The sequence below is a fragment of the Acidihalobacter sp. genome, assembly GCF_037381185.1.
In the GTDB taxonomy this organism is placed as follows: domain Bacteria; phylum Pseudomonadota; class Gammaproteobacteria; order DSM-5130; family Acidihalobacteraceae; genus Acidihalobacter_A.
The window spans coordinates 97,439-112,072 of sequence record NZ_JARRQY010000012.1 but is presented as its reverse complement, the minus strand read 5'-3'; the positions used below and the strand labels follow the sequence as shown (position 1 = coordinate 112,072).

Genomic DNA, 14,634 nt, shown 5'->3' with positions numbered 1-14,634 from the left:
TTAATTGGTAGTTCTGGCTTTATAGATGAGGAGGCGCTTCAGTTAACTACTTGCGTCGGTTTTTGAATGATGTGACGTTGATTATTTATAAGCGGCATGTTGTCGGAGAAGAAGCGATTTGGAGGTGTTTTGTGTTTTTTTAGTCCTTTTAAAATAGATTGTTGATTGAATTTTTGCGTTGGGTTCCAGGAGCTTTGGGGTTTCGTTGTCTGGTCGCGGGTACGTCGGGAAAGGTCGCATCTTCCTATAAGAACTTATGCATTTTCGGAGCGCTTTTGAAAATGGACTGCCAAATACGAGGTCGATGTTCCCTGCGACGCAGGCCTGCTTGCCGTCTCAGAGCGGCGTACACCGTGGGCTTGGTTTAAGATCTTAAGTCTTTCCGTCCTAAGGACTATTACCCATGTTCCCGAATCCCCTGACCTCCTTGCTCGGCGTTGATCTCCCCGTCATTCAGGCACCCATGGCAGGTGGCCCGACCACGCCCGAATTGGTCGCCGCGGTGAGTGATGCCGGCGGGTTGGGGTCCTATGCCGCAGCCATGTTGTCCCCTGAGGCAATGGCGGAAGGAGTGGCCCGGGTGCGCGAACTGACGAGCCGTCCGTTCAACGTCAATCTGTTCGTGCTCGAGACGCCCCAGCCGACGGCGGTGGAACTGGAGCAGGCTCAGGCGCGGCTGGCACCTTACCGTGCTGCCCTGGGACAGGAGCCTACGGCGGCGGCACCCGAACGCTTCTGCGAGGACAATCGAGCGCAGATTGAGGCGCTGATCGCGCTGGCGCCGCCGGTGGCGAGCTTTACCTTCGGCGTGCTCGACGAGACTACGGTGAGCCATTTCCACGCTGCCGGAAGCGTCGTGTTGGGCACGGCCACGACAGTGGCCGAAGCCCTGGCCTGGGAGGCCGCGGGGGCGGATGCGGTGTGTATGCAGGGTGCGGAGGCCGGCGGACATCGTGGTACTTTTCTGGGCGACTTCGAGCAGTCGTCCATCGGGCTGATGGCCTTGCTGCCGCAGGCGGCGGCAGCGCTACGAGTGCCGGTGATCGCTGCCGGCGGGATCATGGACGGACGCGGCATCGCCGCGGCGCTGATGCTGGGGGCGCAGGCCGCGCAGCTCGGTACGGCCTTTCTCTGTTGTCCCGAGGCGGGGATTCATGCGGGATGGAAGACGGCGATTCGCACTGCACGCGACGATTCGACGCGCCTGACGCGGGTGTTTTCGGGGCGTTACGCGCGAGGTGTCGTCAATGCCTTCATGGACGATTTGCGCGGTTCGGAAGCCGATATCCCGGCTTATCCGGTGCAGAACGCGCTGACTGGTGGTATCCGCCGCGCTGCTGCGGCGCAGGGCCGTACGGAGTTCATGTCGCTGTGGGCCGGTCAGGGGGCGTCGCTGGCGCGTGAGTTGCCTGCTGGGGAGTTGGTTGGTGTGTTGGAGGGGGAGTTGCGGGCTGCGATGCGGTGAGACTTTTTCTCATTAGAGTTGGCGCTGAGGTTTGTTTCGGACGTGGATCATCGGTTGTGGTTTGGGTCTTACGTCGATTGAAGGCGACATGGTTGTTAGCCGTGGCAGCTCGTTTCGGGCGCGATTTGAGGTTTGGGGATTCGCTTTGAATCGGTGACGCGCCCGAGCCGATTTCTTTGAAATGCGCAAAGAAACCGGCGAAAGAAACGCACCCCCGGGATCGCTTGTCCCTACGGGCAACCTCGCGAACGCACGCCTGAACAGGGCCCGCAGCTATTGGCCATCCAGGCCAAGAGCTGCTTGGCTGACCTCCCTGTCAGCCATCCCCGCTCAGGCGCACGTTCGCGAGGCAAGCGATCAGGAGGGGACCGAACGTCAAAACAAGGCGAGTCTGAAGCGAAGTACTTCGGACAAGCAGATTTAGATGCTCAGATGTTTGGGGTGCGCTCGAGGTTTGCCCGTAGGGTCAAGGCACAGCACTCTGCACCTGTGCCATTGGCGGCTGCAGCGACTCCAGGCTGTTTCGCCACAAGGCGCGCCGTTGGCTTGTGTGCGCCCATGGCCGCGTTGCGGCGCTTGCCAAGGGCAATGGCCATTGCCTGCGCACCGCGCCTTGCCCTGAACGCACACCAGCCAACTGCAGCCGCCAATGGCACAGGCGCAGAGTGCTTGGGGTGCCTTTCTTTCGCCTCTTTCTTTGGGCATGCAAAGAAAGAGGCTCGGGCGCGTCACCCAAGCAGGATCAATACTGGAAACGCTGATTCGCGCCCGAAACGAGCCCCAGCGCCAACAATTGGGAATAGGTTCCACTCTATAGCCAACAGGAACCACACGCCCCGAGCCGTGCCCGAAAGAGTCTCCTCACGAATAGTTGGAAACTTCGATCAGGTTGCCGTCGGGGTCTCGGAAATAAACCGACACGATCGGCCCACGAGCGCCGGTGCGCGGCGCCGGCCCGGCTTCCGCTTCGACGCCGTGCGTGGCCAGATGTTCGGCGACTTCCCCAATCGGGGTTTGCGTGATGAAACACAGGTCGGCGGAACCCGGGGTCGGTTGTGCGGCGTGCGGCGCGATGGGCGCATCCGCGGGATGCAGGTTGATCTTCTGTTCGCCGAAGACGAGCGCCCGGCGATTGTCTCCGAAGCTCAGCGCACGCATTCCCAGGACGTCCACATAGGAGGCGATGCTGCGCTCGATGTCGCGGACGGTCAGGACGAGGTGATCGAGTTGTTCGATGTGCATGGGGTGTCTCCGGCCGCGCGCCGAACGGCCCGGCAACCCGCCTAGCCGGCTTGTACGCCGTCCAGAGGGCAGGGATGGGCGGCGTCGCCGCGTTCGAGCTGAATGGTTACGTGCTGTATGCCGAAACGGCTTTTGAGTTCGGCGGCCAGATCGCCGAGCAGCGCGTCGTCCAGAGAACCGTCGGCCTTGACGAGGTGTACGGTGAGCGCGATTTCCGTGGTGCTGGTGGCCCAGATGTGCAGGTCGTGCAGCGCGGTGATGCCCGGCGTCTTTTCCAGGTAGTCACGTACTTCGGCCGCGTCGATGCCGTCCGGCACGGCGTCCAGCATGAGGTCCAGCGATTCGCGGAACAACCCCCAGGTGCCGTAAACGATGACGGCCACGATGAGCAGGCCGATCAGCGGGTCGAGCCAGTACCAGCGGGTCAGCAGCACGGCGATGCCGCCGATCACCACGCCCAGCGAGATGCCGGCATCGGCGGCCATGTGCAGGAAGGCTCCGCGTACGTTGAGGTCGTGACGCTGGCCGGCCATGAACAGCAGGGCGGTGGCGGTGTTGATTGCCACGCCGATGGCGGCGACCCAGATAACGGTGTTCTCGGCCACGGGGCTGGGTTGCAGGAAACGATTGAACGCTTCCCAGGCGATGATGCCGCTGACCATCAGCAGTATCACGGCATTGGTCAGCGAGGCGAGCTGGCTGCTGCGGCGCAGGCCGTAGGTGCGCCGCTCCGTGGGGCGGGTCTGGGTCAGGCTCAGTGCGCCCCAGGCGAGCAACAGGGCGAACACGTCGCTGAGGTTGTGGCCGGCGTCGGCCAGCAGGGCCAGGGAGTCGGCGTACAGGCCGAAAGCCGCTTCGATGACCACGAATGCCGTGTTCAGGGCGATGCCGATGGCGAAGGCTCGCGAGTACGACTCCGGGGCGTGGTGATGGTGGTGATGCCCGTGGCCGTGATCCGAATGGTGGTGATGCGCGGCGGACATGGGGGCTCCGTATGCGGGATTCAGTTGATCAGCGAGGAAACATCGTTGTCTTTGGCAACGATGGATTTGACGTCGATGCCATAGTCGGCGGGCGACAGCACGCGGCGTATGCCCCAGCGGCGCCAGCTCTCGTTGTCGTGGCCGGACAGCTCCGCCAGATCGATGAGTTCGCCATCGGCGCAGGGGCTGCCGTCGGGCTCCCGCACCAGCCGCACCAGCGGCTTGAGACGGTGCAGCGGATCGGCCGAGAGCACGACGCCGAGCGCGCCGGTGGTCAGCTCGACCAGGCTGCCGACGGGATAGATGCCTATGCAGCGAATGAACTCCTCGATCAGTTCGCGGCCGAAGTTGTTCGGGGCGATGTCGTAGAGCAGCTGCAGGCCCTGATGGGCGGGAACGCCGTCGTGGTAGCAGCGGTCGCTGGTGATGGCGTCGTAGACGTCGACTACCGAGGTGACCAACACCGGCAAGGGGATCTGGTCGCCCTGCCAGCCGTCGGGGTAGCCGTTGCCGGCGATGCGCTCGTGATGGTGGCGGATGATCTGCAGCGACTGGGGCGGGACGCCGCCGCCGTCGCAGAGCATTTCGTAGCCGTCGACCGGGTGTTTCCTCATCACCTCGAATTCGTCGCTGGTCAGGCGGGCCGGCTTGTTGAGGATTTCCGGCGGCGTCTTGATCTTGCCGAGATCGTGCAGCAGCGCGCCCAGCCCGATGATTTTGAGTTCCTCTTCGCCGTACCCCAGATGGCGGGCAAAGGCGATGCTCAGTACGCAGACGTTGAGGCAGTGGATCGAGGTGTATTCGTCGCGCTTTTTCAGGTTGGTCAGCCATAGCGCAGCGTTCACGTTGGTGGTGATGGAGTCGATCAGGCTGGATACCGCCTGCTTGGCTTCGTCGGTATCGATGCTGGAACCCAGGCGAACATCATTGAACGCGCGGTTGAGGTAGCGATGGGCCTGGGTCTGGGTCCTCACGGCGCATGGCAGGCTCTCGCGGAAGGCCTCAGGTTCGGACAGGCCCTTGAGGTCCGGCGGCGGACCGCGGCGGATACGGTTCGTTTTCTTGGCCGGCGTCGGCGCAGAGGATCGGCGATGGGGGAGCAGGGGGCCGGCAGCGCTGTCCAGGGCCTTCATCTCGACCGAGGAACGGGTCGGGTCGACGTAGACGATGCGGCACAGCCCGCGCAGTTGGGTCAGTTCCTCTTCGGTGTTGATTAGAAAGCCTTGCAGCAGGAACGGAGTGCCTTCCCAGGGGCGATCGAGTCCGGCTACGAACATCCCTGCCCGGAGTTTGTCGGTTTCGACCTTGATGTGCAGCTTTTCATTGAGGAAAGGCATTGTTGAAAGAACCTCACGCCGTTGTGCGTAGCGCTCAGGCAGACGCGTTCCAATACTGCCTTAATCCCTTATCGTAGATAAACGTTGTCGTGAGTGTGGATTTGGGTGCTTGTGAACAGGTCCTAACCGGCATCCACCGCCAGACGCGCCACCATCGGTGCGAGTTCGCCCAACGTGGGATTGGCAGGCCATGACGCGGCGAGCTGCTGCAGCGTCGCCTGGGCGGCGATGGCGGCGGCGACCGGTGCGAGGGCGTCCGCGGCGTGCACGCCGACGACCCAGCCGCCGGTGATGCGCTGCTCGGCGTCCCAGCTCAAAGAGAAGCGACCGTCTGGCGAACGCAGGTAGGCTTTGAGCGCCGTGTCCAACGGCAGTTCCAGGCCGCGTATGCCGTCGCCCTCGACGCAGCCGACCTGGGCCACTTCCGGTTGCGAATAGACCGCCTGCACCACGGCCTCGGCGGTGTAGCCCGCACAGGGCAGATCGAGGGCATGGCGCGTGGCGATGCGCGCCTGGGCCAGCGCGCGATTGGCGAGGAAGGGGCCGCCGGCCGCATCGCCGACCAGATAGAGATTCTGTGCTGCGTAGCCGAAGGTATCGGTCGCGGGAGGCAGGTCGAGGCCGAGGGAGTCCAAACCCTGGCCGTCCAGATCGGCGCGGCGGCCGGTGGCAACGAACACGAGTTCGGCTTCGATGCGGGAGTCGGTATCGGTGACCACGCAGGCTTGATCTTCTCCGCGTTCGATGTCGACCGCATCGGCGTCGGCGAGGATTTCGACGCCGCGTTGCGCGAAGGAGGCGCACAGTATCTGCACGGCAGGGCGGGCGAAGCCGGCGAGTGCGCCGGGGCGGCCCGGAAGCCAGGTGACGGCGGCGCCCAGCGCGTTGAACAGATGTACGGCCTCGCAGCCTGTTGGGCCGCCGCCGATGACCACCACGCGAGGCGGTAGCCAGTCGAGCTTGGCCAGCAGGCGGGGGGCGATGACGCGCTTGCCGTCGGGTTTGAGAGCGGGGGGGAAGGTGGGTTCCGAACCGCTGGCGAGAATGACGGCATCGGCTTGGAGAGAGTCGGACTGGCCGTCGATTTCGACCACGCCGGCGCCGGTAATCCGTGCGCGGCCCTGCACGCACTCGACGCCGGCTCCGGTCAACAGGCGCTGTTGCGTTGCCACCCAGGCGGATTTCACCTTGCCCAGTCGCTCAAGAATCCTGGCCGGTGTGGCGCCGGGGCGGGCGGCGGCGAGCCAGACCTTGCTGGGCAGCAAGCTGCCGTGGGTCGAGCGTCCGCCCAGTGGGCCTTCGTGGATCAGCGTGACGCGCGCGCCGCAGCGGGCAGCGGTAAGCGAGGCTTCGATACCGGCCGGGCCGGCGCCGATGACGATCAGTGACTTATCCATGGAGGTCTCCATCAAACTGCTAATGAGTGTACAAGACGTCAACCGCGGCTGGCGTAGTTAAACTGTTCCAGCCTCGACGACGCCGGGATCCTCCAGGCTGAGCACTTCGGCATCGTCGTCGTACGCGAAAATCTCGGCGTAGCGTGCCCAGTTGATCACGGATTCCAGTACGCGGTCGGATTCGCTCTCGCTGAGGCTGTCCTCAAGCTCGTTGAGAAAACGTCCGGCCGGGGCGCGGTGGTTGGGCCGCTCATCCAGGACGCTGCGGATGTGTGCAGCCAGCGGGACGTGCTTGAGCAGCTGGCGGGCGAAGATCTGCTTGCGCGTCTGCGTGTCGCCGTCGGCATAGCGCAGTCCGGCGTAGCTGAGCGCGATCAGGCCCTCGCGCACCGCCGCCAGGTCCAGAATTTCCAGCGCCTCGACCAGCGGAAACAGATCGTCCACGGAAAGCTGCATGTCGTCGGCCAGTTCGGGCAGGCTGACGTAGCGGTCGCCGCCATCCTTGGTTTCCATGTCGATGGCCTCGATGAGGCCGGCCAGTCGGTTGATCGAGGCGCTGGGCATGCGGTAGGCCACGCCTTCTGCGCGGCGTCCCGTCTGCGCATCCTGGCGACGGGTCATGATTGCATAGATCTGTTCGACCAGACGGCGGAACTCGGGCGCCTGGCGGTTGCGCGGCTGGGGCAGACGCACCGGGATCTCGGCCGCCACGCGGCCCGGATTGGAGGCGAAGATGACGATGCGATCTGCCATCAGCACCGCTTCCTCGATGTTGTGTGAGACCAGTAGGATGCCGCGCAGCGAGGTCGAGCCTTCGGCCCAAAGGTCTAGTAGGTCGGTACGCAGGTTCTCCGCGGTGAGCACGTCCAGCGCGGAGAAGGCCTCGTCCATGAACAGCACGTCGGGGTCGACCACCAGCGCGCGGGCGAAGCCGACGCGCTGGCGCATGCCGCCGGAAAGCTCGCGTGGATAGGCTGACTCGAAGCCGTCCAGCCCGATCAGGTCGATCGCGGCCAGGGCGCGGCGCCGGCGCTCGGCCTTCGATACGCCGCGCGCCTCCAGGCCGAGTTCGACGTTCTCCAGGACCGTAAGCCAGGGGAACAGGGCGAAGCTCTGAAACACCATGGACAGTCCGGGTACGGGGCCCCGCACCGGTTCACCGCGATAACTCACTTCGCCCGCGCTCTGCTCGACCAGTCCGGACATGATGCGCAGCAGCGTCGACTTGCCCGAGCCCGAGCGCCCCAGCATGACCAGTATCTCGCCCTCGCGCAGGCTGAGGTCGACGCCGTCGATGATCTTGAGGTCCTCGCCGTCGGGCGTCTTGAAGGTCTTCTGCACGTTGCGCAGGCGCAGGATTTCGCTGGTTTGGGTGGGTGCGTTCATGGTTGTGCTCATTGTCGCTGTGGTTCAGTCGAGGCGCCAGTGGGTCTCGGCGAAGCGGTACAGCCGGTGCCAGACGAAGCGGTTGAGAGCGATGACGAAAAGCGCCATCACGCCGGTGCCCAGCGCGACCTTGTGCATGTCGCCGGCGGCGGTGGCCTGAGCGATGTAGGCGCCGAGGCCGGTGGCGACCAGCGTGTGGCTGCCCCAGCTCACCACCTCCGCGACGATGCTGGCGTTCCAGGCGCCGCCCGAGGCGGTGAGCGCGCCGGTCACGTAGGACTGGAAAACCCCCGGCAGCAACAGGCGGCGAAAACGCAGCCAGCCGCGCAGCCCGAGGTTGCGCGAGGCTTCCTTGAGTTCGCCAGGCAGTGCCGCGGCACCGCCGATGACGTTGAACAGGATGTACCACTGGCTGCCGAGGATCATCAGCGGGCTGGTCCACACGTTCACGTTCAGATGGAAATGAACGATAAACACCACCACCAGCGGAAACAGCAGGTTGGCCGGAAAGGCGGCGAGGAACTGCGCCAGCGGCTGCACGCGGCGGGCGAGCTTCGGCCGCAAGCCGATCCAGATGCCCACCGGCACCCATACGAGGCTCGCGAGGATGACCAGAACGAATACCCTGGCCGCGGTCGCCAGTCCGAGCAGGACTACGTGGCCGACCTCGGTCCAGCCGAAGTCGCGCGGGACGATGAACCATACCGCGCCGATCACGGCCGCGACCAGCAGCCCTAGCAGAAGGTTAAACGCAAGCTCCAGGCCACGGTTCAAGTTTCCTTCCGCTTTGCCTTGCGGCGGCGCCGGACGGGTGGAAAACCGCAGACTGAGCTGCCACAGCAGACTCGGCACCACGGCCGCTCGGCGCAGCAGGCGGGTGCGCTGCAGAAAATCGAGCACGCGGGATTCAGGGGCGGGCTCGGCCGAGGCGGTATCGAACTTGAACTTGTCGGCCCAGGCGATCACTGGACGGAACAGCAGTGCGTCGTACAGCAGAATGACCAGCAACATGGTCAGGATGGCCCAGCCGATGGCGCCCAGATTGCGTTCCTGGATCGCCAGCGCGATGTAGGAACCCACCCCCGGCACCATCACTTGATGCCCGCCCACGGTGATGGCTTCGGCCGCGACCACGAAGAACCAGCCGCCGGAGACCGACATCATGGCGTTCCAGACCAGTCCGGGCATGGCGAAGGGCAGCTCCAGGCGCCAGAAGCGCTGCCAGGCCGGAAGTTGGTAGGTGGCCGCCGCTTCCGACAGATCGCGCGGTACCGTCTTCAGCGACTGGTACAGGCTGAAGGTCATGTTCCAGGCCTGCGAAGTGAACACCGCGAAGATCACGGCCATCTGCACGCCCCACAGACTGCCGGGGAATAGCGCCACGAAACCGGCCACGGTGATCGATAGGTAGCCCAGGATCGGTACTGACTGCAGTACGTCCAGCATCGGAATGAGGATGCGCTCGGCGTAGCGGTTCTTGGCTGCGAGCGTGGCATAGAGCAGCGTGAACAGCAGCGACAGAACCAGTGCTGCGGCCATGCGCAGCAGGCGTACGGACAGCGTGGGCAGTTGTGCCATGGGCGGAGCAGCTCGTTGCTGGGAAGCAGGGCACGTTATAAGCGCGCTGTTATGACAGGGGCAAGCGTGGGAAGTTTCAGGGGGGGCATTGCGTCGGTTGAGCATTCGTTTGGACGTTGGGGGCTGTGGTGCCCTGTTTCGGGCGCGTCATCCAAGTAGGATGGAAACTGGAAACGCTGGTTCGCGCCCGAAACCAGCGTTGACGCCAACAATGGGAACAGAATCCAGCGCAGAGCCAACAGAAACCACACGCACGAATCACGAGGCCTGATCTTGCCTTTTGCCCAGGAATTGCGGATCAGGTGGCCGGAGACGGCCGAGGCTGTGTCAAAACGCGAACCAAGTAGCCCCTGGTTGATCTAATTATTAAGCCAATACGCAGCGGCATCATGAAGCGATTCATTGAGGGGCAGAGCCGTACGCAAAGCGTGTTGTTTCCAGAGACTCTGGACGATTACGTGACCGATGCCAAGCCGGTTCGCGTGGTCGATGTGTTCGTTGATGAACTGGATCTGGGTGCTCTGGGCTTTGCCGGCGTTGATCCAGCCGTGACGGGGCGCCCGGTCTATCATCTGGCCGTTCCTCTCAAGCTTTACATCTATGGGTATCTCAATCGGGTGCAATCCTCGCGTCGTCTTGAGCGTGAGGCACAGCGTAACGTCGAGCTGATGTGGCTGACGGGCTGTCTGATGCCCGATCACAAGACCATTGCCCGGTTCCGCCAGGAGCATGGGCAGGCCATCGGCAACGTCTGCCGTCAGTTCGTGTACCTGTGCCGACAGCTGGGTTTTTTCTCCGAGGCCCTGGTGGCCATTGGTGGGAGCAAGTTCAAGGCTAGTGAACAACGGGGATAAGAACTTCACCCGGGTCAAGCTCAAGCGCCGGATGGAAGCGATCGAGCGGAGCATCCAGCGCTACTGGTGGATCTGGGCACGGCCGACCGTCAGTAAGATGAGGTTGCCAAAGCGCAGTCCAGTCGCCTTCAGGACACGATCTCGGCGCTCAAGTCACAGATGAAACAGTTGCAGGCCATCGAGACCGAACTTAATGAAAGCCCCTATGGCCAGCTCTCGCAGGCCGATCCCGATGCCTGCTAGATGAAGAGTCGTGGTACAGGGATCGTCGGTTACAACGTCCAGACGGGGGGCGATACCCAACACCACCTGATCGTCGCCCATGAGGTGACCACCCAGGGCACGGTCCTAAATCTATCGTCAAGTCCCGAGCCGGATGGACGACCAAGATTCACTTGGTTGCCGCCGGAGCCGATCGAGCTGTAGCGTTTCGGCTATCGCCCGGACAGGCTGGGGATGCACCTGAAGACAGAAAGCTGCTCAAAAGCCTGGAACACTGCAGCTGGGAAGAAGCCTCGGTCATCATGGGCTGGGCCGATGAGGGCGACGAGACCTGCCAACTCGCCCTTGAGCTTGGTGTGCAACCCGTGGTGCCACCCAAACGAAATCGCCTCACGCCCTGGGAATACGATCTCGAGCTCTACAAAAAACGCAAAGAAGTCGAGCGGTTATTCCGACGACTCAAAGGCTTCCGACGCATTTTCTCGCGGTTCGACAAGCTCGACGTCGTTTTCACCTTCTTCATCCACTTCGCACGCATCGTCGATACTCTCGTGTGAACAGGCCCTAGGACGAATCCACATACCTATCGCCACGGCCTGATCATCAAGAACCCATCTTGGGTTCAGCCAAAAAATTCGAATCGCCATGTCGCCATATTTCGTCTCACAGACGAACTACTAGCGCCAGGATATCGGTAGAGTCTCACCGCAATGGCTGTAATCTCGGCGCCCGTAAAATTCCAAGTAGTTCACACAACCGTCGGTACGATTAACACCCGGAGACAGTGATGGAAGAACGTACAGCAAAGCAGCGATATCCGACAACGAGCGAATTTTTCGCGATTGGCATGATGCGGTCATTTCCCGCGATTTAGATAGGCTCATGTCGCTTTACAGCAACGACGCGGTTTTGGAAAGTCCGCTGGTCCTGTTTGCCAACGCAGGGGTCCATTCAGGAATATTGCGCGGACGCTCGGCAATACGATCATTCTTCGCCCAGGGGGGCAATTTTACCGGCGGTGACAATTACCGGGCAATCATCGCATGGCATAAGCGGCTGCCAGCGGAATTGCCGGCTTGGCGCGAAACCGAGAACTTACTAGAGGCCCGCATTTCCGAAATCGAGGCCCTCTATATCGCTTCAAACGGCAAGGTTGGAAGTTAGACGATGAAGCAAAAGACTCAAACCGGAATCCTGCTCGCAACACTACCCAGTTATGTGATCGTCATTCTCGATATCTCAATCGTTAATGTCGCGCTTGAAGCGCTTTCACGTGCATTCCCCAGCGAAATTGGCAGCCTCCAATGGATCATTAGTGCCTATACCCTGGTCTTCGGTAGTCTGCTTCTGTTTGGAGGGTATCTCGGTGACCGATACAGTCCTCGCCGCAGTTATTCCATTGGTTTAACGCTCTTCGGTCTGGGTTCTCTGCTGTGCGGCCTGGCGCCCTCCATCAGTGCTCTCATCGCGTTTCGTGCGATACAAGGCGTTGGTGCCGCACTTCTTGTACCCAATTCACTCGCACTGATTTCGCTTGGTTTCCCTGAACCCGCAGAGCGATCCCGGGCGATCGGTCTATGGGCGGGATTCGGCGGAATCGCCATGGCATCAGGGCCACTTCTTGGAGGATTGTTAATCCACTATTTCGGCTGGAGGAGTGTCTTCATCGTCAATTTGCCCTTCATTCTGGCGGGGCTTGTATTGATCCAACGCATCGATTCGCCTGCCAAAATCAGCTCGCACGTACCCTTCGATCTCATTGGGCTGATCATCACTGTCGTGGCGGTCGGATCTACCATCGTATTACTCATAGACGCCCCGTCCTTTGGGTGGGTTTCATGGCGGAGTCTGGCTCTCCTGACGACCGCGGTTGTGTTTTGGATCCTGCTGCCCTTCGTGGAAAAGAGTCGTCATACCCCTATGTTCCCTCCACAACTATTCGTGAAGCGGCATTTTCTGGGGGGTGTCTACGTTACATTCATTTCGGCGCTCACTTTCTACGGTCTCTTTTTCCTGCTCAGTTTGATACTGCAGCGCTCCTTCGACTATTCGCCGTTGGAAACCGGCTTCGCCTTGCTCCCTCTAACAATCGCTGTAGGTGTCGGCAGCCTTATGGCAAGCCGAACCATCGCGTGGCTTGGCGAGCGGAACACGGTGCTGTTCTGTCTTCTTCTTTACGGCGCCGGCTTCTTCTACATACAGGGATTAGGAGCCGGGACTGACTATTTCAGCCTCGCTGTGGCCTTTCCCGTGATCGGCTTGGCTGCCGGCGCGATCACCCCTGCGACAACCGTCGTGCTGATGAGCAGCGTAGAGCCCCGGCAGACCGGGGTCACCGCCAGTATCCAGAATGCGAGTCGGCAAGTCGGGGCCGCGCTTGGCGTCGCGATTTTCGGCACATTCTTGATTAGCGGATACTCGTCGAGCCTTTCTTTGCGGCATGCGTCGTGGCTCATTTTGTCTTTCGTCGGCTCCGCTCTTTATCTGTGGCTCTTCGCTTTTCCATCGAAGCAACTCCCAAAGTCGCCAGAAGAGCGCTGAATCATCTTGAAGTCCGGGGCCAGACGCCCCGTCAGCCACATCAGGAAGAGTCCTGATAGGTATTTCACAACAACATCGCCGCCATGTCGTTCAACAGGCTGTTGTTGTCGCTCATGCGGCGCGATAGCGCGTCAGAATCGGGCTCTTGTGCTCATTTGCACTCTGTAAACTGCGCTTTTTGGCAGGCACGTCCTTATGCCTGCCCGCTGCGCGGCTACCGCGAAAATACTTTCCGGAAGGATTTTTCGACCGATTCTTCCTTCTCTCGCACTCGCCTGAGCGACAACAACAGCCTGCTAACTCACCAATTCCATAAGCTCTGATAGCGAAATGTTCTGAAGGCTGGGAAGCCGCTCCATTCCCTTTTCGAGGGTCTGGTAGAACTTCTTATGATAATTTTTTGCCGCCTCAAGTGCCGAGATCAGGTCCCCTGGCCTATCCTCGGCCAACACCTGGATAATCTGTGCGGCTTGATCAATATCCTTGCGTGCTTTGGTGGCCCATGTTGTCGGGCGCCGTTCGGCTACCACAAGTTTGTGTAAGGCATATCTAGCGGGACTGGGAACATGCACCAGGATGCCTGATCTTGCCAAGAGCACGCACTGCTGATTGTCCTCAAGAAGATAGTCGAGGAAGCGCAGGGGTTCTGCATGGACTCCTAATCGCTTTAAAAAAATAGGGCGGCTAGATTCTTTACCTCGCATCGGAGTCAGCACGTCCACGTGGATCCCGCCGGGTCCGCTTGAAAAACCGGTGTTGGGAGCCTCTGGCGTTAGCGCTGGAATCGGGGTGAATTTCAAATCTGATTTGGCTAACACTTCCTCCAGGAGGATGCCATCAGGTTGTACCGCAACGGCTACATGATCCGTAGCTGTGTCGATATCCTGGGTTTGCATGGAACCGTGGGTCCATTGCACTCCAAGCATGTTCGCATATGCCGCGAATGCAATGGATCCGATTACGACGCCACCGGCGAGGAAGACTCCTCCGTCCGCGAGCAACGAGAGGATCGACGTAACGCCTGGCGGCGTTGGTGTGGCGCCCGACTTGATCAGATGTGCTACGAGAAGTGCTCTTGCTCGCAGAGGTTTCTCTGCTTGAGACCATTTCTCCCGGTGTAGCTTGATCTGTTCCTGCAATTCATCGCTGTCCGGACCAAGATACGTCTGGATTCTGCGCTTGCCGATTGCAACGCTGAGATACCAATACCTGCGATCATTGATCGTCTTATGCGTGAAGCTCATTCCGACGCCAGCCGGCAAGGTGTCGGCAACGGCTTCCTGCAGGAGATCGGCGTAAAGCGTTTGGTTGCGGAATGATTGTCGTTCGATCATCTTTATACTCACGTTTGCGAATTCGTGAGTATAGCTGCACTTGAGCGTTTATACTCAAATTTTCATTTTTGTGAGTATAATTTGAGGCGGGCAGGTGAGATTGGGATCTACAGCGGTTCCACCGGCACATCTACTAGACGGTCGCCTGCATCCCACCTGGTAACGTGTTCGAGGCATGCGGTTTCATCGAGCCTTTCCCAACCGCAGGGCGCCGGGTTCTACCCCGACAAGGGACATTGCAAATTATTCTCGCGAGTGGCGGCTTGGGGGCGACAGCGGAAGAGTGGCTCAACAG

At 61.1% G+C, this 14,634-nt stretch carries 10 protein-coding genes and 2 pseudogenes; 5 read left to right on the top strand and 7 right to left on the bottom strand.

Translation table 11 applies throughout. The features are described 5' to 3' along the window. The first annotated feature begins 403 nt into the window (after window positions 1–403). Complete coding sequence (locus tag P8014_RS06340) at window positions 404–1,465, top strand: nitronate monooxygenase (RefSeq protein ID WP_337816463.1); 1,062 nt, start codon at window positions 404–406, stop codon at window positions 1,463–1,465. A gap of 861 nt (window positions 1,466–2,326) precedes the next feature. Here P8014_RS06340 and P8014_RS06335 read toward each other — a convergent pair. The 6 genes from P8014_RS06335 to P8014_RS06310 all read right to left on the bottom strand — a co-directional run bounded on the left by P8014_RS06335 (window position 2,327) and on the right by P8014_RS06310 (window position 9,388). Continuing rightward, window positions 2,327–2,707 (bottom strand): VOC family protein, encoded by a 381-nt coding sequence (locus P8014_RS06335; protein ID WP_337816462.1) that lies wholly within the window; start codon window positions 2,705–2,707, stop codon window positions 2,327–2,329. 41 nt (window positions 2,708–2,748) lie between these two features. Next, window positions 2,749–3,690: a cation diffusion facilitator family transporter gene (locus P8014_RS06330; protein WP_337816461.1), complete on the bottom strand. Its 942-nt coding sequence runs from the start codon at window positions 3,688–3,690 to the stop codon at window positions 2,749–2,751. 20 nt (window positions 3,691–3,710) lie between these two features. Further along, complete coding sequence (locus P8014_RS06325) at window positions 3,711–5,027, bottom strand: HD-GYP domain-containing protein (protein WP_337816460.1); 1,317 nt, start codon at window positions 5,025–5,027, stop codon at window positions 3,711–3,713. 122 nt (window positions 5,028–5,149) lie between these two features. Further along, window positions 5,150–6,424 carry an FAD-dependent oxidoreductase gene (locus P8014_RS06320; protein ID WP_337816459.1) on the bottom strand — a complete coding sequence of 425 codons (1,275 nt, stop codon included), beginning with the start codon at window positions 6,422–6,424 and terminating at the stop codon, window positions 5,150–5,152. 57 nt (window positions 6,425–6,481) lie between these two features. Beyond that, on the bottom strand, window positions 6,482–7,810 hold the full coding sequence (locus P8014_RS06315) for a nitrate/sulfonate/bicarbonate ABC transporter ATP-binding protein (protein ID WP_337816458.1): 1,329 nt from the start codon (window positions 7,808–7,810) through the stop codon (window positions 6,482–6,484). Between the two features lie 24 nt (window positions 7,811–7,834). After that, window positions 7,835–9,388 carry an ABC transporter permease subunit gene (locus tag P8014_RS06310; protein ID WP_337816457.1) on the bottom strand — a complete coding sequence of 518 codons (1,554 nt, stop codon included), beginning with the start codon at window positions 9,386–9,388 and terminating at the stop codon, window positions 7,835–7,837. Between the two features lie 389 nt (window positions 9,389–9,777). On the opposite strand from P8014_RS06310, the pseudogene P8014_RS06305 reads away from it, so the two are divergent. From P8014_RS06305 to P8014_RS06290, 4 genes and pseudogenes are all read left to right on the top strand, one after another. Next, window positions 9,778–10,575: pseudogene (locus tag P8014_RS06305) on the top strand (transposase); the annotation flags it as partial. An 8-nt stretch (window positions 10,576–10,583) separates the two neighbouring features. Further along, window positions 10,584–11,021, top strand: a pseudogene (locus P8014_RS06300) (IS5/IS1182 family transposase); the annotation flags it as partial. 325 nt (window positions 11,022–11,346) lie between these two features. After that, complete coding sequence (locus tag P8014_RS06295) at window positions 11,347–11,628, top strand: hypothetical protein (protein ID WP_337816456.1); 282 nt, start codon at window positions 11,347–11,349, stop codon at window positions 11,626–11,628. Between the two features lie 3 nt (window positions 11,629–11,631). Continuing rightward, window positions 11,632–13,005 (top strand): MFS transporter, encoded by a 1,374-nt coding sequence (locus tag P8014_RS06290; protein WP_337816455.1) that lies wholly within the window; start codon window positions 11,632–11,634, stop codon window positions 13,003–13,005. A 296-nt stretch (window positions 13,006–13,301) separates the two neighbouring features. On the opposite strand, the gene P8014_RS06285 is transcribed toward P8014_RS06290, so the two are convergent. After that, window positions 13,302–14,339 carry a GSU2403 family nucleotidyltransferase fold protein gene (locus tag P8014_RS06285; protein ID WP_337816454.1) on the bottom strand — a complete coding sequence of 346 codons (1,038 nt, stop codon included), beginning with the start codon at window positions 14,337–14,339 and terminating at the stop codon, window positions 13,302–13,304. Window positions 14,340–14,634 lie beyond the last annotated feature (295 nt).